This is a genomic window from Solibaculum mannosilyticum, from assembly GCF_015140235.1.
GTDB classification, from domain to species: domain Bacteria; phylum Bacillota; class Clostridia; order Oscillospirales; family Acutalibacteraceae; genus Solibaculum; species Solibaculum mannosilyticum.
In genome coordinates this window covers 1,545,899-1,564,427 of sequence record NZ_AP023321.1, presented here as the reverse complement: position 1 = coordinate 1,564,427, position 18,529 = coordinate 1,545,899, and the positions used below count along the sequence as shown (strand labels likewise).

The 18,529-nt window shown below is 45.2% G+C and carries 23 protein-coding genes; 16 read left to right on the top strand and 7 right to left on the bottom strand.

The annotated features are described in order from the left end of the window. The first annotated feature begins 209 nt into the window (after positions 1-209). The 8 genes from C12CBH8_RS11880 to C12CBH8_RS07375 all read left to right on the top strand — a co-directional run bounded on the left by C12CBH8_RS11880 (position 210) and on the right by C12CBH8_RS07375 (position 5,105). Positions 210-548, top strand: a complete 339-nt coding sequence (locus tag C12CBH8_RS11880) for a hypothetical protein (protein ID WP_246441375.1) — start codon at positions 210-212, stop codon at positions 546-548. 189 nt (positions 549-737) lie between these two features. Further along, entirely contained in the window at positions 738-1,670 is a 933-nt protein-coding gene (locus C12CBH8_RS11875) for a sensor histidine kinase (protein WP_343063088.1), read from the top strand. Next, positions 1,642-2,082 carry a response regulator gene (locus C12CBH8_RS11870; RefSeq protein WP_246441371.1) on the top strand — a complete coding sequence of 147 codons (441 nt, stop codon included), beginning with the start codon at positions 1,642-1,644 and terminating at the stop codon, positions 2,080-2,082. The genes C12CBH8_RS11875 and C12CBH8_RS11870 overlap by 29 nt, the downstream gene beginning before the upstream one ends. Then, positions 1,970-2,803, top strand: coding sequence for an EamA family transporter (locus C12CBH8_RS07395; RefSeq protein WP_246441792.1), 834 nt, complete (start codon positions 1,970-1,972; stop codon positions 2,801-2,803). Before C12CBH8_RS11870 ends, C12CBH8_RS07395 begins: the two co-directional genes overlap by 113 nt. 165 nt (positions 2,804-2,968) lie before the next feature. Continuing rightward, entirely contained in the window at positions 2,969-3,163 is a 195-nt protein-coding gene (locus C12CBH8_RS07390; RefSeq protein WP_099322322.1) for a hypothetical protein, read from the top strand. Next, a complete protein-coding gene (locus tag C12CBH8_RS07385) occupies positions 3,126-3,638 on the top strand; it encodes a zinc ribbon domain-containing protein (RefSeq protein ID WP_215532897.1) in 513 nt (170 codons plus the stop codon). Before C12CBH8_RS07390 ends, C12CBH8_RS07385 begins: the two co-directional genes overlap by 38 nt. Positions 3,639-3,657: 19 nt before the next feature. Beyond that, positions 3,658-4,539 carry a DUF368 domain-containing protein gene (locus C12CBH8_RS07380; protein WP_215532896.1) on the top strand — a complete coding sequence of 294 codons (882 nt, stop codon included), beginning with the start codon at positions 3,658-3,660 and terminating at the stop codon, positions 4,537-4,539. Between the two features lie 29 nt (positions 4,540-4,568). Continuing rightward, positions 4,569-5,105, top strand: a complete 537-nt coding sequence (locus C12CBH8_RS07375; protein ID WP_215532895.1) for a phosphatase PAP2 family protein — start codon at positions 4,569-4,571, stop codon at positions 5,103-5,105. 184 nt (positions 5,106-5,289) lie between these two features. On the opposite strand, the gene C12CBH8_RS07370 is transcribed toward C12CBH8_RS07375, so the two are convergent. From C12CBH8_RS07370 to C12CBH8_RS07345, 6 genes are all read right to left on the bottom strand, one after another. Next, complete coding sequence (locus C12CBH8_RS07370) at positions 5,290-5,838, bottom strand: DUF5104 domain-containing protein (RefSeq protein ID WP_215532894.1); 549 nt, start codon at positions 5,836-5,838, stop codon at positions 5,290-5,292. Between the two features lie 269 nt (positions 5,839-6,107). Next, positions 6,108-7,619, bottom strand: coding sequence for a recombinase family protein (locus tag C12CBH8_RS07365; protein ID WP_215532893.1), 1,512 nt, complete (start codon positions 7,617-7,619; stop codon positions 6,108-6,110). Positions 7,620-7,713: 94 nt separating this feature from the next. Further along, on the bottom strand, positions 7,714-7,905 hold the full coding sequence (locus C12CBH8_RS07360; RefSeq protein WP_002566025.1) for a hypothetical protein: 192 nt from the start codon (positions 7,903-7,905) through the stop codon (positions 7,714-7,716). Positions 7,906-7,975: 70 nt separating this feature from the next. Further along, positions 7,976-8,917, bottom strand: coding sequence for a MobV family relaxase (gene mobV, locus C12CBH8_RS07355; RefSeq protein ID WP_002566026.1), 942 nt, complete (start codon positions 8,915-8,917; stop codon positions 7,976-7,978). Between the two features lie 185 nt (positions 8,918-9,102). After that, positions 9,103-9,498, bottom strand: coding sequence for a replication initiator protein A (locus tag C12CBH8_RS07350; protein ID WP_002566027.1), 396 nt, complete (start codon positions 9,496-9,498; stop codon positions 9,103-9,105). Positions 9,499-9,609: 111 nt separating this feature from the next. Beyond that, positions 9,610-10,023, bottom strand: coding sequence for a cysteine-rich VLP domain-containing protein (locus tag C12CBH8_RS07345; protein ID WP_002566028.1), 414 nt, complete (start codon positions 10,021-10,023; stop codon positions 9,610-9,612). A gap of 344 nt (positions 10,024-10,367) precedes the next feature. Here C12CBH8_RS07345 and C12CBH8_RS07340 point away from each other — a divergent pair, with 344 nt between their 5' ends. From C12CBH8_RS07340 to C12CBH8_RS07325, 4 genes are all read left to right on the top strand, one after another. Next, complete coding sequence (locus C12CBH8_RS07340) at positions 10,368-11,003, top strand: hypothetical protein (RefSeq protein WP_025494559.1); 636 nt, start codon at positions 10,368-10,370, stop codon at positions 11,001-11,003. Between the two features lie 38 nt (positions 11,004-11,041). Then, positions 11,042-11,842 carry a helix-turn-helix domain-containing protein gene (locus tag C12CBH8_RS07335; protein WP_215532892.1) on the top strand — a complete coding sequence of 267 codons (801 nt, stop codon included), beginning with the start codon at positions 11,042-11,044 and terminating at the stop codon, positions 11,840-11,842. Then, a complete protein-coding gene (locus C12CBH8_RS07330) occupies positions 11,773-12,201 on the top strand; it encodes a hypothetical protein (protein ID WP_223474528.1) in 429 nt (142 codons plus the stop codon). The genes C12CBH8_RS07335 and C12CBH8_RS07330 overlap by 70 nt, the downstream gene beginning before the upstream one ends. A 240-nt stretch (positions 12,202-12,441) precedes the next feature. Beyond that, a complete protein-coding gene (locus tag C12CBH8_RS07325; protein ID WP_021750121.1) occupies positions 12,442-12,828 on the top strand; it encodes a hypothetical protein in 387 nt (128 codons plus the stop codon). 471 nt (positions 12,829-13,299) lie between these two features. Here C12CBH8_RS07325 and C12CBH8_RS07320 read toward each other — a convergent pair whose 3' ends face one another. Continuing rightward, positions 13,300-13,455 (bottom strand): helix-turn-helix domain-containing protein, encoded by a 156-nt coding sequence (locus C12CBH8_RS07320; RefSeq protein ID WP_215532891.1) that lies wholly within the window; start codon positions 13,453-13,455, stop codon positions 13,300-13,302. 1,004 nt (positions 13,456-14,459) lie between these two features. On the opposite strand from C12CBH8_RS07320, the gene C12CBH8_RS07315 reads away from it, so the two are divergent. From C12CBH8_RS07315 to bioD, 4 genes are all read left to right on the top strand, one after another. Beyond that, positions 14,460-15,998 carry an ABC-F family ATP-binding cassette domain-containing protein gene (locus tag C12CBH8_RS07315; protein WP_215532890.1) on the top strand — a complete coding sequence of 513 codons (1,539 nt, stop codon included), beginning with the start codon at positions 14,460-14,462 and terminating at the stop codon, positions 15,996-15,998. Between the two features lie 326 nt (positions 15,999-16,324). Then, positions 16,325-16,873, top strand: coding sequence for a biotin transporter BioY (locus C12CBH8_RS07310; protein WP_090266923.1), 549 nt, complete (start codon positions 16,325-16,327; stop codon positions 16,871-16,873). A 6-nt stretch (positions 16,874-16,879) separates the two neighbouring features. Further along, the gene (gene bioB, locus C12CBH8_RS07305) at positions 16,880-17,851 is read left to right on the top strand and encodes a biotin synthase BioB (protein WP_099322313.1); all 972 of its coding nucleotides are present in this window, start codon (positions 16,880-16,882) and stop codon (positions 17,849-17,851) included. Then, on the top strand, positions 17,844-18,527 hold the full coding sequence (bioD, locus tag C12CBH8_RS07300; protein WP_215532889.1) for a dethiobiotin synthase: 684 nt from the start codon (positions 17,844-17,846) through the stop codon (positions 18,525-18,527). Before bioB ends, bioD begins: the two co-directional genes overlap by 8 nt. Positions 18,528-18,529 lie beyond the last annotated feature (2 nt).

Sequence of the window (18,529 nt, the reverse complement as noted above, 5' to 3'; positions counted from 1 at the left end):
CTCTCCCGCTGAAGATTTGCGGTATGGCATTTGATGTGCTATACCGCTTTTTCTTTTCCATAAATTAATCCACTTACTTATTAGGTTGATGGATAAGATTTGAATATTAAAACGAATCGAATAAATTCCGGGCAGTTTATCCCTTGTTTAAGAATGCTGTGAAATCTATGATATAATAAATTTGAAAGTGAGAGAAGGGAGGTAGAAGCATGACAATTCGCAAGCGACTGTTTTTATCCAATATTCTAATGATTTTTGTGCCGGTCATATCCACGGTATTGATAGGTTTGCTTTGTGTGGGTATCATCTGGATTTCCGTTATAGGCGGTGCAGGATTGGACATGCACGACACGGAGGATTTCAACCGGGTCTGCCTCGCCGTTACCGAGACCTTTGAGCATAAGCTGTACAAAGGAACGGATTTGTCCTCTCTAAATACACTGCTGGAGAATAACGGAATGACAGCGCAGGTGTTTTACAAAGAGAACGTTATTTATTCCTTTGGAGAGACAGATAAAAATGATGATGCGCTCAAGGAAGCAGCGTAAATGCTCACAGGTAATTCCGTCGTATCTTAAAATGGCCGGAGCCTGTATAAAGCCTACGAGACGGTAAACGGTGAGGAATACATCATTTATCTGCTGGGCGGAAACCACAGCGAGATCGCCTATGCAAATCTTAAAGCTGCGCTGATTACCTCTGCTGTTTTTATTCTATTTGCCATCTTTCTCTCCGTTTTGTTGACAAACCGTTTCCTGACGAAGTTTGTTTTTCGGAGGATCGAGGAGCCGTTAGATATTCTGACAGCCGGTGTCCATGAGATACGGGATGGAAATTTGAATTTTCGTATCCAATATGACCGTCAGGATGAGTTTTTGCCGATATGTGAAGACTTCAATGAGATGGCTGTACGTTTAAAGGAATCCGTCACTAAAATCCAACAGCAGGAACAAAATCGGAAGGAACTTCTTGCCGGAATCTCCCACGATATTCGCTCACCCTTGACTTCCATTCAAGCGTATGTAGAGGGGCTGATGGACGGCGTAGCAAGGACGCCCAAGGTACAAAGGAGCTATCTTGCCACCATCAAGACAAAGGTGGAGGATCTGGATCGTATGGTATCTCAGTTGTTTCTGTTTTCTAAGATGGAGCTGGGGGACTATCCGGAAAACAGTATCCGGCTGCGGTTGGATGAAAAGATAGAGGCAGCGGTTTTAGAAGCGAAAGAAGAATACAAGGAACACGGCCTGCAGCTGATAACAGATCTGACACCCGTGACAGTAACAGCAGATCCGATCCAGCTTGAACGTGTGATATCCAATGTCATGGGGAACAGTCTGAAATATAAGGAACAGGAAAAAGGTCTGCTTCGTATTTCCTTGATAAAAAACGGTGCAACCTGTACGCTGACATTTGATGACGACGGCCCCGGCGTCCCAGAAGAGGCATTGCCACATCTGTTTGAGGCATTTTACCGCAGCGATCCTGCCAGACAGAATCCGCAAAAAGGCAGCGGTCTGGGTCTGGCAATTGTGAAGAGCATTATTACGCACGCCGGGGGAAGCATTCAGGCAAAGAGAAGTGAGTTTGGTGGGCTGAAGATTGAAATCTGTCTGTCCTGTGAGGAAGGGAGTGAATCAGATGGCAAAAATACTGATCGTGGAAGATGACACTGCTATTGCCTCCATCGAGCGGGACTATCTCACCATCGATGGATTTGAAGTGGAGATCGCAGAGAATGGACAATTAGGGTTTACAAAAGGGTGCACGGGTTCTTACGACCTCATTCTGCTGGACTTGATGTTGCCGGGAATGGACGGATTTGAGGTCTGCCGGAGACTGCGGGAGAAGATCGAAAAAGACCCGGCGAATCCCCACTACATTGAAACAGTATGGGGGCCAGATACCGGTTTCGAGGGCAGTAAGTATGCGAATTCTGTTTGCGTTTGGTTCGGCGCTGTTTGCTGGACTGACTTCTATTCTTGCAAAATGCGGTATCCAAAAAACGGATTTCACCATGGCAACAGCAATCCGTACCATTGTAGTGCTTCTATTTTCATGGCTCATGGTATTCCTTGCTGACTCACAATTACAGACTGCCTCCATCGACAGCAAAACACTGATATTCTTGCTCCTGTCCGGATTGGCAACCGGAGCATCATGGCTGTGCTATTTCAGGGCGCTTCAGATTGGCGATGTCAATAAGGTAGTTCCCATTAATAAATCCAGCACGATTCTGACGATTATTCTGGCATTTGTCTTTTTACAGGAGAGCATTACGGTGTATAGCGGTATCGGTGTCATTTTGATAGGCGTCGGCACATTTATGATGGTTGAGAAAAAGGATATTCAGAAACCTGTGAAAGAAGGGAAGAGCTGGCTTTTTTATGCAATCGGTTCCGCCGTCTTTGCTAGCCTAACCTCCATCCTTGGTAAGATCGGTATTTCTGGTATAGAGTCAAATCTGGGGACGGCCATCCGTACTGGCGTGGTGTTGATTGTGTCGTGGGTTATGGTATTTGTAACAGGAAAACAGAAGGAGTTCAAGCGAATCCCTGGAAAGGAATTTGGCTTTATCTGTCTATCCGGACTTGCCACCGGAGGCTCATGGCTCTGCTATTACAAAGCACTGCAGGACGGACTTGCCAGTGTAGTGACTTCCATCGATAAGATGAGTATTCTTGTGACAATTGTTTTTTCCCGCTTGGTATTTCACGAGAAGCTTTCAAAAAAATCCATCTTTGGGCTTGCAGACATTGTTGCCGGAACGGCGGTTATGCTGATTCCGAGTCTGTTCAGATAAAGTAAAGCTTCATCGATTATTGCAAAAGGTATATGCTGTGATTTTAAGACAGCATATGCCTTATTATATTTTCCTCACATTTTATCTCCTGTTTAACTTTGGATTAAGATCAGTTTATGTCTCCATTTTATACTGAACGCAGTAAAAGAACAAGGAGGCGTTCTTATGGACAAGATTAGAAATAAGGTTATACAGACGAACTTCCCGAAATTTTTTCGAAAGATGGTTATGATAACAGTTTTTGCCATCCTTTTGAGTGGCGTTGCAACTGGAATTGCATTTCGGACACAGATTACGGAAGTTATTTTCCTGCAAGCATTCAATGAAAATAGAAAATCAAAAAGTCAATGGCTTCGATAAAAAATATGGAGAATCGGTTCCCGATCAGAGCGGAGAGAAGGGGATGGACAATCAGGAAAGATCCCGCAGAGACTTTGAGGATTTACCGGTTACGCAACCAACGGCAGGCGCGAAAATCACGCTGGGTATTTTCGGGATGATTTGCCTTGCAGCATTCGGAATTTATTGGCTGACAGTTTCCGCATGGCTGTATCAGGCGGCAGATAAGATCGGTTTCCACGGATTTTTATGGTTTCTATTGGCACTGATCGGAAACTTATTTGCAGTCATTTTATTTGTGTTGGTAAGGAGTATACTCTGTTCAAAATGCGATGGATGCGGTAGATGGCAGGACAGAAAAAATAAATATTGTATTTCCTGCGGAACGGCGATGTTTGATAGCTGTCCTGACTGTGAAGCCATATATAGAAACGGCACTCTTTACTGCTCCAACTGCGGTAGAAAACTGTATGACACAGGAGAAGCAAGAGATTAATAGGATAGGAGGACTTATCATGGAAGATAGCGTGTATAAAACAGAGCCCACAGCCAAAGAGAGAAAAAAGGGCGTTCCAACGGCAGTGGGGCTCCGATTGCTACAAGGTGCACTGATTGGACTGGGTGCGGTTCTTCCGGGGATATCCGGAGGAGTCCTATGTGTTGTCTTCGGCATTTACAGAACCATCATGAAACTGCTCTCAAATCCAATCCAAACGTTTAAAAAACAGTATAGAGTGTTGATCCCACTGATTTTAGGAGGCGGATTTGGGTTTGTTGTCGTTGCGAAGTTGCTGGGATTTTTGCTGGATAGATATCCCAATCCCTCTGTGTGCCTGTTTGTGGGACTGATTGGAGGAATGCTGCTATCGCTCTTTCGGGAAGCTGAGGAAAAAGGTAGAAGCAAAGGCTCCTTGATTTCCTTTGGTATTTGCTTTGCGGTTGTGTTTATACTGCTTTTGAGTCTTAATATGATTCACATAACGATAATGCCGAACTTTATATGGTATCTGTTTTGTGGCTTTTGTATTGCGTTAAGCATAATTGCTCCGGGAATGAGCTTTTCCACGTTGCTAATGCCGTTGGGACTTTATACGCCTCTGGTAACGGGAATTGGAAACTTGGATTTGGATATTTTGATTCCGTCTGGAGTAGGAGCAATCTTGACGGTGATTTTGCTGGCAAAAGCGGTAAATGGACTGATGGAACATCATTATAGTTTAGTTTTTCATGGAATTATCGGTGTTGTTATAGCTGCAACTATTGTCATCATACCATTCAGGAGTTTTGTGGAAAGCGCCGCCTCCGGCGGTATTAATCTAAGCTGTATGGCAGTTGGAATTGTTGCTGCACTTGCACTCGATAGATTCAATAGAAAAATCGAAATACCTGCAATCTGATTGAGACTGTGATAGAAAGAAGGCTTGAAATGGGAGCTGAATCACAAATTCTTGATTTTATTCAGGAACATCTGAAGTGTGGCTTTCTGGATACAGTGCTGCCGTTTATTACAAAGCTCGGCAATGGAGGGATCCTTTGGATCGTCTGTACGGTAGTATTTCTTATGATCCCGAAAACTCGTAGAATTGGATTGGCAATGGCAGTGAGCCTTGCTTTAGAGGTAATTTGCTGTAATATAATTTTGAAACCGCTGGTCGCTCGAATCCGTCCCTGTGATATAGATACGGCTGTACAACTCCTGGTGAACAGACCTACAGATTTTTCTTTTCCATCGGGCCATGCAGGAGCCTCGTTTGCCGCAGTGTCTGTATTATACTTTGAGAAAAAAAGATTGTGGATTCCGGCGGGAGTGATTGCCGTATTGATCGCTTTTTCTCGGCTTTATCTTTATGTGCATTATCCGAGCGACGTTTTGGCTGGCGCAATGATTGGAATTATGCTTGGATGGGTGGCTGTTTTTGTTACAAATAAGATCGGTGTAAAGTCTATGAATTCTTGCTCATAGCAACATGAACTTTTTATAACAGCCTTGTGGATGGATTCGCATTTAGACGTTTTTCCTATGCCTTGTCCGCACAAAAGCTACAAGGGTTGGCTAAAAACAAAGAGCCTTCAAAACGATGAAATCAGAAGAATATATGGAAACGGAAACAGCTCCTGGATTATCTTCCAGGAGCTGTTTTCACTTACTATTCAGTTACTACATTAATTCCCGGTGCCCATTCACCATCACCCAAATAGGCATATTGCTCGTCCGTATCCTCGAAAAGAATGACATACAAGGATGAAATACCAATATTATCTGGATTAGCTGTGTCAATGGTGAACTGTTGGACTGCAAAACGATAGTTTTGCTTGCTTGTTTCGACGTCACAGGTCGACTCCAAATACTTATAACTATTTCCATCACCATTCCTGCTCATTCCAGAGAAAGGCCCGCCCCAATCATCATATGACAATATTTCTCCTTGGAAAAAATCGAATAGCCTTAAAATGCTTTCGTCCAGATCAGGATCCTCTGCGATAGCTTTTTGTGAAAACAGTTCTTTTAAACCTGCCTCGTCTTTGTTTTCAATAGCGCTGAGTAATTTCTCAAGAGTATCCTCGGCAACTTGAGCGTCATTGTCAAAAAAACGTTCCAGTTTATGTGGCCCTGTAAGACCTGTCAATGAAAAATAACAGGAGGTGAAACACAATGAAAGCGCAGCTAACAATAGAAAAAGAAATATTCTTTTCATAGTTTTCTCCTTATCCCTAAGTAAGATAGTCAACCTTTCCAAGTCTAAATCATATATTAGATTCCATGCTTGTAGCGCAATCAATACAGATCGTTTACGGTAAATATTGCAGCCAACTGTTTTGCCTTGTGCGGTAAAGGACCATTAATTCTCATTTCAGATTCCGACGATTGGTTCGACCCGCGATATAATCCAAGCTTACATCGTAATAAAGTACAGTTTACAAGGGACTACACAGGGTAGGTATCTGACGGGAGGGGTTCCACCCGTCAGATTTTCCATGTGATATTCAAGCTGTCGCTTGTGGCGGCTATGGTGGTAATCATCAAGTCTACCACCCGCCGCTTGTCGTCAAAGGATACATTCTCCCAAGTGTCGAGGTAGCCGGAAATCTGGTTGACCTGTTCCGGGCTAATGGCTTCCACCGTTAGTTCCGCTATCCTCGCCAGAAGTTCCTGCTTGCGCCCGTCCAGTTCTGCTATCTTCACATTCACATAGGAGAGCAGGACATTGTTTGCGCCCGTTAGACTGTCCACCAGCTTTTCAATCTCGCCGTCCACATGAGCAAGCTCCACTTGCAGGGCGGCGATTTTCGGGTTTGCCTTTGCCGCTTTCTTTCTGCCTGTCAATGTCTTGTAGCTTGCCAGCTTCTTTACCATCTGCTGATAAACAACCGCTTCCAGTTCCGAAGTGATGATTTTCCCACACCCGGCACAGCTCTTGTTATCCAGCCGTTTTGTGCAGCGGAGATATTGCTTTCCCACAGGATTGTTAATGCTCATAAGGGCATACCCGCAGTTCCCGCACTTGATTTTTCCCGCCAGCCATGTATGGGTGGCTTTTCGGGCAGACTGGATTTTCATGTTGTTCATCAGCTTCTTGCGGCAGGTCAGCCAGATTTCGGAGGGGACAATGCCCTCATGGGGAGCCAGCACCAGCATTTGGTCTTTCAAGTCGTTCTTTTTGCTGGGCTTCACATCCCGCCCTTGATACAGATAGCAGCCATTCATGCCGGTAAAATCGGCAGCGTCATTGACCAGGACTGCCCCTTGACTTTTGAAAAACTCGTACACATCAAGGTCTGCCTGCACATAGACGGGATTGCGTAACATCTGCGCCAGCGTGGGGCGTATCAGTTCTTTACCGTTGAATAAAATCCCCTGTTCGGCAAAGTACCGGGTAATGTCCCCGTAGGAGGTGGTGGGCTGGGCGTACATCTCAAACATCAGCCGGATATTTGCCGCTTCCTCCGGGTTTACCACCAGCTTTTTTGTGTTGATACCGTCCATCTTGATCGGCTCGGTATGGAAGCCGTAGGGGGCTTTCCCACCCATTTTGAAACCACGTTGGCTGCGGGAGTAATAAGCGTCCGTTACCCGCTTCTGTATGGTTTCCCGTTCAAGCTGGGCGAACACGATACAGATATTCAGCATCGCCCGCCCCATCGGGGTGGAGGTATCAAACTTTTCCGTAGAGGACACAAACTCTACATTGTACTGCTGGAACAGCTCCATCATGTTTGCGAAGTCCAGAATGGAACGGCTGATACGGTCGAGTTTGTAAACCACGACTTTTGCAATCAAGCCCCGCTTGATGTCCCGCACCAGTTCTTGAAACTTCGGACGTTCTGTGTTCTTGCCGCTGTACCCCTTGTCTGTGTATTCCTTGCAGTTACCGCCTTTCAACTCATATTTGCAAAATTCAATCTGGCTTTCAATGGAAATGCTATCCTTTTTGTCTACCGATTGTCTTGCATAGATTGCGTCTATTCGATTGTTCATATTGTCGCTCCTTTTCTTAAAAAAGAAACGGAGCTGCTGACAGTTTTATTATACCGCCAGCAGCCCCGCAAATCAACGATGGCTTCGGAAAACCTTATGCCCCGGCTTCCTCACTCTGCCGTTTGTCGGCATACTTGCGGAACACCTCATAAAGCTGCTGTTCCAGCTCCCGGCGTTTTGCCGCTTCCTGCTCCGGCGTGAACACCGGAGAGAGATTTTCCAGCGTGATTTCCTTTCCCTGAAAAGTCACGACTTCGGTTTCTTTCTTGTATCTGATATGCTCCATAGTACCTCCGTATTTAATTTTCAAAGTGCAGTGCCGCCATGCTGCGGCGTGAAATGTTTTCTGCCATCAATCACCGTTCCCTTGTGTGCCGCTGTTGCCGTTTCAGTTCTGCCAGCACCTCCGGCGGGATACGGTCTACCAGCCGCTGAATGTCTTTCAGCTCGCTTTCCAGCTTTGCCCGTTCCATCGTATCTTTCATCTTGCCCTTTTCGCTGGCTTTGGCTCTGGCTTCCAACTGTTCATTTTCTGCTAAAAGGTCGTTTATTGTAACCTTGTATTTTTTGAGCTGACCGGAGAAGTTCTCCATCTGCGGAAACCATTTTTTCAGCAGGGAGAGGGCTTCCTCTTTTTTCTTTCCGGCGTTGAACGGGGTAATATCGCCCAGCGTGGCTTCAATGGCTCTTGCCTGTTTGGAGAGATTGACCGCCTGCTTGAACAGACGGGTGGGGATATGCTTCCTGCCTGTCTTGCTGGCACTTTCCCCACGCTCCAAGTCGGGATATTTCTCCACCATATAGGCGTGAAAATCGTCCTGCCATTTTGTGAGGTTGGCTCTATTCCCTATAATCTCCTTTGCACACAGGCGGTTGTCCTCTGTCAGAGGGACAAAGACCAAATGCAGGTGGGGCGTTTTCTCGTCCATGTGTACCACCGCCGACACGATATTTTCTTTCCCTACACGCCCGATTAAGAAATCAGCCGCCCTCTGGAAAAATTCCTGTATCTCCTTTGGGGACTTCTTCTTAAAAAATTCCGGGCTGGCGGTAATCAGCGTATCCACAAAACGGGTGCTGTCCCTGCGGGTGCGGCAGCCAGCTTGTTCAATGCGGCTTTGAATGAAGTGGTAATAGCGTCCCTCCGGCTTGACGATGTGGAAATTGTACTTGCTCCGGCTGGTGTCAATGTCGGGATTGCTGGCGTACTGTTCCTTTTGCCGTTCGTGATGGGCTTCCAGCGGTCTTGCCGGATTGCCCTTGTGTTTTTCAAATCGCAAAATTGCGTGTTGTGCCATGAAACTCCTTTCCCCGTTCCGTTCCTTTCCGGGACTTTTCCACAGGAAAATCCCGCAGAAAATATCTCGGATCGGATAGGAATGGATAAGATATAAATAAAATCGTTTTAATCTCTGTATTTCTATATACCGTCCGATTTTCGTACTTCAAGAGGATTGATTATCGTACTTGTGGAGTGCGGTTTTCAGTCCTCCGGCGTTCCATAACCGTATTTCTTGAAGTCGGTGTTTGGAACCGCTTCGTAGGATTTTGGGTAAATGCGATTGGGTTTTCCACAGCCCTGCTTCTGAATCTCTACCAATCCGGCGTATTGCAGCTCCCGCAGGGTGTTGACCGCTTTCTGCCGCCCGCAGTGGAGCAGCTCCACTACCTCGTTGATGGGATAGTAGAGGTAAATCCGCCCGTATTCGTCCACCCACCCGTTTTTTCGTGACAGGTCTGTCCGGCGCAGGATAAAGGCATACAGTACCTTTGCTTCGTTGGACAGGGGCATGAATGTGGGGGCTTCAAAAAGGAAATTGGGAAGCCGGGTAAAGCTGACCGCTTTTTCCGGCTGATGGATATAAATGGTGTTTGTCATATTGTGTTTTGTGGACGGTTAGAAGTCCGTTTTCGGAGGCAGACGGTAGTTTCTATTGCCTGCCCCTGTTCTGTGCTTGTAAAGCCTTGTAAATCAAGGACTTTTCAGCCCCTAACTGTCCACACAAGACCTCCTTTTCCGTTCACTTTCTGTTTTCTGCCGCCTGTGAACTCTGGCGGCACAGTCGGGACAGTATTTCGCCCGGTTGGACTTTGGGACGAACACTCTGCCGCAGACCGCACAGCGTTTTAGCTCCTTATCCCGGAAAATCTCCGCTTCCAGCGTCCCGATTTGCGGCAAGACCGACCAGCGGAACCACTTACAGCAGACCGAGAAAGAAACGGTTTGGGGGCAAGTGTGGGTGTCCCCATCGTCAAGGAGCATACAGTTCCCGTCCTCATAACAGCAGCACTCCCGGCGGATCAGGGCGTTTGCCTGTTTCCTCTGTGCCGGTGTCATGCGGTAAAGGGAACCGTCCTGCTTGCGCTCTATGGGCGGCAGTCGTTTATATGGGTTCTCTCTCATGTGTTCCCTCCATTTTTCCTTTGCCGTTCTCCCCGAAAAAGCTTCCTGCCCCATTTCTGCGGCGTGTTCCGGCGTTGGCACGCTCCCCGGACTTCGGGACATTTTGTCCCGAAGTGGCTCGTTGCGGTGCTTCCCCTGCCTGGGTATTCCTTTTCGGACGGTCATTCATTTTTCAAGGTGCAGCTCATCGATGAACTACCCTAAGTCTACACCTAAAAGACCGCCCGCCCCGTATATCCATAAGGTCGGAAATCAGTTCGGAAAACTCTCTATTTCCACGCTCTCGGAATTGTGGTAAAATAAAAGTACTTGGATGGCAATTAAAGTTTGAAAGGAGTGGCGATATGATTTCAACGAAAAATTTGTCTGGATTACCTGATGTAAATCGCCTAAAGGCTTTCTGCAAAGGGCTTGCAGCTTTGGACATCATCATGTTAGAGAAGGAATGGAGTTTCATCCGTCACTATACATACAATCCCATATGGAGAAAGGGAAAAGAAGCATTTTGGGCTACCGATGGCAGTGAGCAAAGCATGATTATCATGTTCACATCTGAAGGCTGTGTTATCAATGGTGTAGATTCTGAACTTTACGATTGGGAAGAAAAACTCCCTCGGATAGAGGATTTGACAAATGGGATGCCTTCCGCTTTGCAAAAGCTCATGAATAGCAGAGAAGTCAAAAAGATGAAAAGCACTTTTTGCGTCTGGACGGAAGATGGCGTTGTTTGGCACTGTAATCCTATGGCTGGTGAGGACGCTTCCAAGGATTTACTCTCTATGATTGATGGTAATCCGCAGACCTATGTGGAATACGGGAAGTGGTTTTATCCCGCCGACCTGCCTTTGGAAGTTGTGCGCCAGCTTGCAGACGGGGTGCCGGTGACAAAAGAGATGATTGTTGCATTAAACCCCAAGCGTAGTGAATGGGACGAGATTAAGGCAGAATTAGATGAAATCGGGTATCTGAACAAACTTTGATATAACAGGTAACATAAACAGACAAGGAGGGGGAGTGCATGGAACTATCCATACAAGAACGATTGAAAGACCTGCGTGTGGAGCGTGGGTTGACGCTGGAACAGCTTGCGGAGCAGACGCACCTCTCCAAGTCTGCGTTGGGCAGTTATGAGGGGGATAATTTCAAGGACATCAGCCATTATGCCCTTATTGAGTTGGCAAAGTTTTATGAAGTGACTGTTGATTATCTGCTGGGGCGTTCTCAAACAAAAAATCACCCAAACGCCGATCTTGCAGACCTGCGTTTGAGCGATGATATGATTGAACTATTGAAAAGTGGGCGGGTGGATAATTCCCTCTTGTGTGAGCTGGCGGCACACCCGGATTTCCCCCGGCTCATGGCTGACCTTGAAATCTATGTAAACGGTATCGCTGGCAAACAGGTGCAGAGTGCAAACGCCATTGTAGACGCTGTGAGTACAACCATTATGAAGCAGCACAATCCCGGCTTGACCGACCCGCAGTTAAGACAGCTTATCGCCGCCCATATTGATGATGACAGCTTTTGCCGCTATGTGATACAGCAGGACATAAACAAGATAGCTCTTGACCTGCGGGAAGCACATAAGGACGATTTTTTCAGCGTCCCGGAGGACAATCCACTGGAAGATTTCTTGCAGACCGCCGAGGAAACCGCCAAAGAGGGCAGCGGCCCGGAGCAAGCGTCGCTGGCGTTTATCTGTAAGCGGCTCAAGCTGAATTTGAAAAAGCTGTCCGAGGAAGAAAAGAAGTGGCTGAAAAAGATTGCACAGAAGTCGGACTTGCTGAAAAATCCGAACCCACAGCGGGGGAGAAAATAGAGAACGAGAAATTGGAGGGAGTAAAGGTGCAGGAGGCAATTATAAAATTGAAACTTCTCGGTCAAATGCCAGACGCAGTGAAAGATGACCCTACAGTAGAAACCATCAACATGTATGACGAATTGCTCTCCAATGTAAAAACGCCATTGACAAGAGAAGAAGTAGGCGTATTGATTGACATTTTCCCCGAAGGTGGAATGTATGGAGTAGAGTGGGATTTGCTAAAATTGGTAGAGTCTTATTTGATAGAAGCGCCATCAAGTGAAGAGTATCGAAAATTGATTACTGCTTGTCCAAGTGAAGAATGGCGAGAAACTATGCAAGCCCGTTTAGATAATTGGAAAAACAACAAACAATAACTTGTTGGGGAGATAGCAAAGCCAGTCGAGCCAGTCAACGGTCAAGATGAACGGCGCATTTCATGCGCCGCCGTTGACAGCCCCGCCCGTCTTTGCTAATGGGCAATCAAGGCGGGAAAGCCCTAAAATGGCTTCCCGCCCATTTCTAAGAACTGATAAGTCAGATTTGCTGAAAAATCCAAATCCACAGCGGGGACGGAAGTAGAGAACAATAAATAAGAATTTACAGGAGGAAAATCAATGGAGAACTTGATTAAGTTTTTAGAAGATAAGATAACGGATAAAATGTCTGTGGAAGAAATAGTTGATGTTTTTGAGCAGATGTGCAGCACACCGCTTGAAGAAGATATGGTTTTATTTGAAACCGGAACATTTACTGCTTTTTCAAAAGAACCATTTTTTCAAATTTCATTAGTTCGACAGTTTTCAAATGATGATGAAGAGTTTTATCAAATCCATGTAGTCATCTTGTATAAGCCAACCGCTGAAAATAAAATTTTCAGCGAAACAACATGGGACGAAGATTTAGACGAAAATATATTTGACTATATCAGAAAATCAGCGTCGTTTGCTTATGCAAGAAATCATGAATACATCGAGATAAAAATATATATGGACGAAACTTAACTTCTCATTTATCAGGGAGATAGCAAAGCCCTAAAATGGCTTCCCCGCCCATTCCAATTTTGAGAGAAAAATCTGTTTGCTTTTTGTGAGTGTGTCCACAAGTTCGGGACATTTTGTCCCGAAGTCCGGCGTGGGACGAGGAACGGGGGCTTTCATATACGCCCTGTCTGCTGACGAAACCAGCCCTGCGCTTGCGGCTCCACGACACGCAATCACAGCCCTGTTTTCCTGCTGCTTCAAATGCCCTTGCCCGACCCGGCGGCAACCTCATTTTCGCAGCAACGCCGACAGAGCGTATAACACACTACACTTTGCAAGCAAAGTCGTGTGCCAAGGGGCAAGCCCCTTTGGAAACCCCGGACAACAAAACAGGCTGAATATCTCGCACTTTTTCGGTGCTTGATACTCAGCCTTTATTTGTTGTCAGCAGCCCCCGTTTCGTGGTCTGCGTGTAGTTCCTTGTAAACTGACCTAATCCGCAAGCAAAATCGCAATATTGAAAGGGATCTCTCTTTCACCGCTTTCATACCGGACATAAGTGGTCTTATGCATATGAAGAATTTGGGCAATCTCTTTTTGACTTAAATCGGCGTCTTCCCTCAGATCTCTAATTCTTCTGTATGGCACGTAAATCCTCCTGTCAACGGAATTCTATTATTAGAATACACTGAATGGTGTTATGTTCATTTGAGTGTACACCATTTGGTGTTTGTCGTTTTGGAAAAATTATTTTACCCTAAATCCATGACGGTTTGTCATTGAAGACGCCTATTACAGCCTTAAATTCCATTTTAGAAAACATGATTTTAGGCGTTGAAAATATAAGGAACGGGATGTTTACCTGTTAGAATGCAAAGAGATTACCGAGAGGATTTCTTCTATGATTGGGGAGATTTTGGATACTTCCCGGCTCGATGTTACGCAGGAAAAGCAAAATGCAGAGACATTTGACCTATCTGATACACTTCCCCAGATCTGCGGGCCATATTAGTTGATTGCAAAAGCAAAACAATTGGACTTTTGTTTCAAAATACAGGAAAAGCGTCCCGTGTGTATCTCAAAGAGGAGTTTGGAAAAGATTCTTTCCAATTTGCTTTCAAATCCTGGCAGAAAATTGATGCGCCTGTTTGAACCTTTCTGTCGTCCTGATTTTGCAAGAGATCAGAAGGACGGCGAAAATGGATTTGGATTATATATTGTAAAGACTTTGTCCAATACATTAAAGCAGTAAAATTCATAGATTGACAAACAGAATTTCCTGTAGTATCCTTATAGAAAAAGTGATACATCTCAAAGGAGAAAACCTATGAATTTCCATTTAAGAGACCAACGCAAAAAGAAAATCAACTCTGTACAATCCATACCGATGAAACATTGTACAGAGTATAGCGTATAAATCCGCATTTTGATTTCATCGGGAGACCAAGGGGAAGGTATACCTATCTGAGGATATTGTACCAACAACGGTTTTCCGAGTGGTTAGTATGTAGGAGGCTATGGACAATGTTTTGTCCATAGCCTTTTGTTTTTTGCGTTCCTATGTAAAAGGCAGAAGGCAGGTACATTTTGTGTATCTCGACCTTCTGCCTTTTCTTTTTTGCCGAATACATGGAAGAAAGGATTTATGAAAAATGAGTTTATTAGAAGTTGAAGGGCTTACACATTCTTTCGGTGAGAATATACTTTATAAAAACGCCAGCCTGATACTGAATAAGGGAGAACATATTGGCATTGTCGGACAGAACGGCGCCGGAAAAAGTACGTTAATTAAGATTTGTACTGGACAGCTCATCCCCGACAACGGCAAAATCATCTGGCAGCCTGATATCACGATTGGATATCTAGATCAATATGCAGAAATCGATCGTGCTTTCACGATGAAAGAATTTCTAAAAACGGCCTTTTCGAAGCTCTATGACATGGAGCGCCAAATGATACAGCTCTATGAAAAGGCTGCTGACGGACATCCCCAAAGCCTTGAGCGGGCAGCTTATTATCAGGAGCAGCTTGAGATGGCTGACTTTTATACGATTGATACGGCAATAGAACAGGTTGCAAATGGATTAGGATTGCTTGCCGTTGGACTTGATCGTCCCATCGGGGAAATGAGCGGAGGCCAACGGGCAAAGGCGATTTTAGCCAAACTGCTTCTTGAGAAACCGGATGTATTGTTGTTGGACGAGCCTACAAATTTTCTTGACAAAGATCATGTAACGTGGTTAGCTGAATACTTGTCCGATTTAGAAAACGCTTTTCTGGTTGTTTCCCACGATCTCTGCTTCTTAGACAGGATTGCTAACCGGATCTGTGACATAGACAATAACACCATTACAAAATATTACGGCGCCTATTCGGAATTCCAGCAGCAGAAGACGTTATTGCGGGAAGATTATATTCGTCAGTACGCCGCCCAACAAAAGGAAATCAAAAAAACAGAGGAATTCATACGGAGAAATATTGCCGGCCGGAAAGCAAAGATGGCGAGGGGACGGCAAAAACAGCTCGATCGAATGGACAAGCTGGAGGCATTGGAACATAAAGAGATGATTCCCAGTTTTCATTTTCCAGTTTTACCGCTGACAAATACAGAACATCTGTCAGTAAAGCATTTAGCGGTTGGTTACCATGACCCTGTTGTGTCCGGCATTGAGTTTGGTATTCAGGGGGGAGAAAAAGTCGTTATTACCGGTTTTAATGGGGTTGGAAAATCAACGCTGCTCAAGACATTGATTGGACAAATTGCGCCTTTGCAAGGACACTGTAAATTTTCTGATCAGGTTACTTTGGGATATTTTGAACAGGACCTATTATGGGAAGAACCGGAACAGACACCCATCCAGATTATTTTGGATGCGCACCCGGATCTGGCAATAAAAGATGTGCGCAGGAATTTAGCCAGATGTGGAATTTCAAGGGAACATGCGCTGCAGCCTATCCGAACATTGAGCGGAGGAGAACAGGCCAAAGTGAAAATGTGTCTGCTTACGCTGACTCCATGTAACTTCCTAATCCTGGACGAACCGACCAATCACTTGGATATTCAGGCAAAAGAATCCTTGAAAACCGCTCTTTGCAATTTCCCCGGCACTGTATTGCTTGTGTCGCATGAAGAAGCATTCTATAGAGATTGGACCCAACGAGTCATTCACATTGAAAAACCTGCTTTATAGTTTTATAGCGTTTCATACTGGTTCCACATTGGCATGCTATTCAGTCAGCGTTGCAACAATTATCTCTGAAACATATTGCTTGTCAAGATGGGTCAATCTGCCTTGTGTGGATTGGCCCATTTGAGTCTTCGACTTACTGTTTTATAATGTAAACTTAATTATGAAAATTAGTTGACAATACAAATTGTTATGATATACTTATCATCGTCCAGGAAATGGATAATCTATGCATTCATCGTACGGGATATTTTTCGTTCTGAAAATGGATTGCCCGATTACGCAGCGCTTTGGGATAAGAATCGATGGGGATACCAGGAGGAAGAGAGATGAATACAAAGAAAACAACAAATCTAATTTTATGCGCACTGTTTGTAGCACTTATTGCTGTTGGCGCGTTTATCCGCATCCCTATCCCGGTTGTCCCGTTTACTCTGCAATTTTTGTTTACTATGCTGTCGGGACTTTTGATGGGAGGCAAATTGGGCGCTGCATCGGTTTGTATTTATATCGTTATGGGACTTTCAGGTCTTCCAGTATTTGCAGAGGGCGGAGGGTTCGCTTATGTGTTCAAACCAAGTTTTGGTTATATTATTGGATTCGCAGTCGCAGCCTATGTGACAGGAACAATTGCCAATCGTGTCTCAAATCCGGGATACAAGCGTTTGATAGCTGCAAACTTTATCGGCCTTGGGATTGTCTATTTGTTCGGTATGATCTATTACTACCTTATGAGTAATTTATATCTTGGCACGCCGATCGGAATATGGCCGCTGTTTTTGTATTGCTTTGTTTTGGCCGTACCAGGAGATATTGTCTTGTGCATCATCGGGGCGATTCTCGGAAAAAGATTAATTCCTATCAAGAACAGGGTGTGATTTGTAATGAGAAATTTGACATTATTAACCGGCAAGATTTTAAACGGCGGGCAGATCACGAAAGCAGAAGCCATGTCTTTGTATGAACGTCCACTGGAGGAACTATGTGAACATGCCGATAAGATCCGGCGGCATTTTTGTTCCAACCGATTTGATATTTGTACCATTATCAATGCCAAAAGCGGCTGCTGTTCTGAAAATTGTAAATTCTGCGCGCAATCCTCCCACAACCGTACTTGTACCGCAAAATACCCTCTGCTTCCGCCGGAGGAAATAATTGCACAGGCAAAAGCCAACTACCAACAGGGCATTCTCCGCTATTCTATCGTTACGTCAGGGAAACGTCTATCCGATGCAGAGGTAAACGAAATGTGCAAGGTTGTGGAGAGGATTAGAAAGGAAATTGGTATTTCTGTGTGTGTATCCTTTGGACTGTTGAATGAGGAACAGTTCCGGAAACTGAAAGAAGCAGGTGTCACAAGAGTCCATAACAATCTTGAAACATCGCGCCGAAACTTCCCTAACATCTGTACAACGCATACCTTTGAGGATAAAATACGTGCCATTCGTGCGGCACAAGCGGCACGGCTTTCCGTATGCAGCGGTGGTATCATGGGTCTTGGTGAAACCGCTGAAGATAGAATTGATATGGCGTTTAGCCTTCGGGAACTCGGTATTAAAAGCGTACCGGTTAATATGCTAAATCCTATTTCCGGTACCCCTTTTGAAAACAATCCCAAACTATCCGAAGAAGATATGCGTCGGATCGTCGCTGTATATCGATTTATTCTTCCAGAGGCATCCATTCGTCTTGCAGGCGGCAGAGGGCTGCTTGCTGATCAAGGGAAAAGTTGTTTTACATCCGGTGCCAATGCGGCAATTTCAGGGGATATGCTGACGACCGCAGGGATTACAACGCAAACCGATATGGAACTTATAAAGGAACTTGGATACGAGGCGAAAATTTGTCATGAGTAAGAATCTATTTCTCACGGGAACCGGAACCGATGTCGGAAAGACCTATGTATCAGCACTGATGATTAAAAAAATGAGGGAAAACAAAAAGAAAACAGCCTATTATAAAGCGGCGATGAGCGGAAATGACCGCCGTCCTGACGGCAGTCTGATTCCGGGAGACGCCCAATTTGTGAAATTCATTTCGGGACTGGAACAGCCGTTGGAAGAGATGTGTCCATATCTTTATGAGGCTGCGGTTTCCCCTCATTTAGCTGCTCAGATGGAGGGCAATCCGGTGGAATTGGAACGGGTTCTGGAGTGTTTCGACGATGTCTGCAACAGATACGATTATGTTACAGCAGAGGGTTCCGGTGGGATCCTTTGTCCCCTTCGCTTTGACCGTTGCAAGATTCGTCTGGAGGATTTTATCAAGGCACGCAATTTGAGCTGCCTGATGGTTGCGGATGCCGGACTTGGCACCATCAATTCGGTTGTGCTGACAGCGGAATATATGAGAGCACATGGGATTCCGGTGAAAGGAATTATCTTCAATCGTTATCAACAAGGGAATACGCTGCATGAGGATAATTTACTGATGTGTGAATCTCTGACTGGATTGAAGGTGTTGGCTTGTGTCAGGGATGGCGACACCGATTTAGAGATCCCGTTTGAATTATTGGAATCATTGTATGAATAGAG

Coding starts and splice junctions, on each gene's coding strand:
- C12CBH8_RS07310 (WP_090266923.1), top strand. CDS start 16,325: ATGAATACAAAGAAAACAACAAATCTAATTTTATGCGCACTGTTTGTA.
- bioD (WP_215532889.1), top strand. CDS start 17,844: ATGAGTAAGAATCTATTTCTCACGGGAACCGGAACCGATGTCGGAAAG.
- C12CBH8_RS11880 (WP_246441375.1), top strand. CDS start 210: ATGACAATTCGCAAGCGACTGTTTTTATCCAATATTCTAATGATTTTT.
- C12CBH8_RS07325 (WP_021750121.1), top strand. CDS start 12,442: ATGGAGAACTTGATTAAGTTTTTAGAAGATAAGATAACGGATAAAATG.
- mobV (WP_002566026.1), bottom strand. CDS start 8,917: ATGGCACAACACGCAATTTTGCGATTTGAAAAACACAAGGGCAATCCG.
- bioB (WP_099322313.1), top strand. CDS start 16,880: ATGAGAAATTTGACATTATTAACCGGCAAGATTTTAAACGGCGGGCAG.
- C12CBH8_RS07335 (WP_215532892.1), top strand. CDS start 11,042: ATGGAACTATCCATACAAGAACGATTGAAAGACCTGCGTGTGGAGCGT.
- C12CBH8_RS07380 (WP_215532896.1), top strand. CDS start 3,658: ATGGAAGATAGCGTGTATAAAACAGAGCCCACAGCCAAAGAGAGAAAA.
- C12CBH8_RS07385 (WP_215532897.1), top strand. CDS start 3,126: ATGAAAATAGAAAATCAAAAAGTCAATGGCTTCGATAAAAAATATGGA.
- C12CBH8_RS07340 (WP_025494559.1), top strand. CDS start 10,368: ATGATTTCAACGAAAAATTTGTCTGGATTACCTGATGTAAATCGCCTA.
- C12CBH8_RS07315 (WP_215532890.1), top strand. CDS start 14,460: ATGAGTTTATTAGAAGTTGAAGGGCTTACACATTCTTTCGGTGAGAAT.
- C12CBH8_RS07370 (WP_215532894.1), bottom strand. CDS start 5,838: ATGAAAAGAATATTTCTTTTTCTATTGTTAGCTGCGCTTTCATTGTGT.
- C12CBH8_RS07350 (WP_002566027.1), bottom strand. CDS start 9,498: ATGACAAACACCATTTATATCCATCAGCCGGAAAAAGCGGTCAGCTTT.
- C12CBH8_RS07365 (WP_215532893.1), bottom strand. CDS start 7,619: ATGAACAATCGAATAGACGCAATCTATGCAAGACAATCGGTAGACAAA.
- C12CBH8_RS07375 (WP_215532895.1), top strand. CDS start 4,569: ATGGGAGCTGAATCACAAATTCTTGATTTTATTCAGGAACATCTGAAG.
- C12CBH8_RS07390 (WP_099322322.1), top strand. CDS start 2,969: ATGGACAAGATTAGAAATAAGGTTATACAGACGAACTTCCCGAAATTT.
- C12CBH8_RS07360 (WP_002566025.1), bottom strand. CDS start 7,905: ATGGAGCATATCAGATACAAGAAAGAAACCGAAGTCGTGACTTTTCAG.
- C12CBH8_RS07345 (WP_002566028.1), bottom strand. CDS start 10,023: ATGAGAGAGAACCCATATAAACGACTGCCGCCCATAGAGCGCAAGCAG.
- C12CBH8_RS11870 (WP_246441371.1), top strand. CDS start 1,642: ATGGCAAAAATACTGATCGTGGAAGATGACACTGCTATTGCCTCCATC.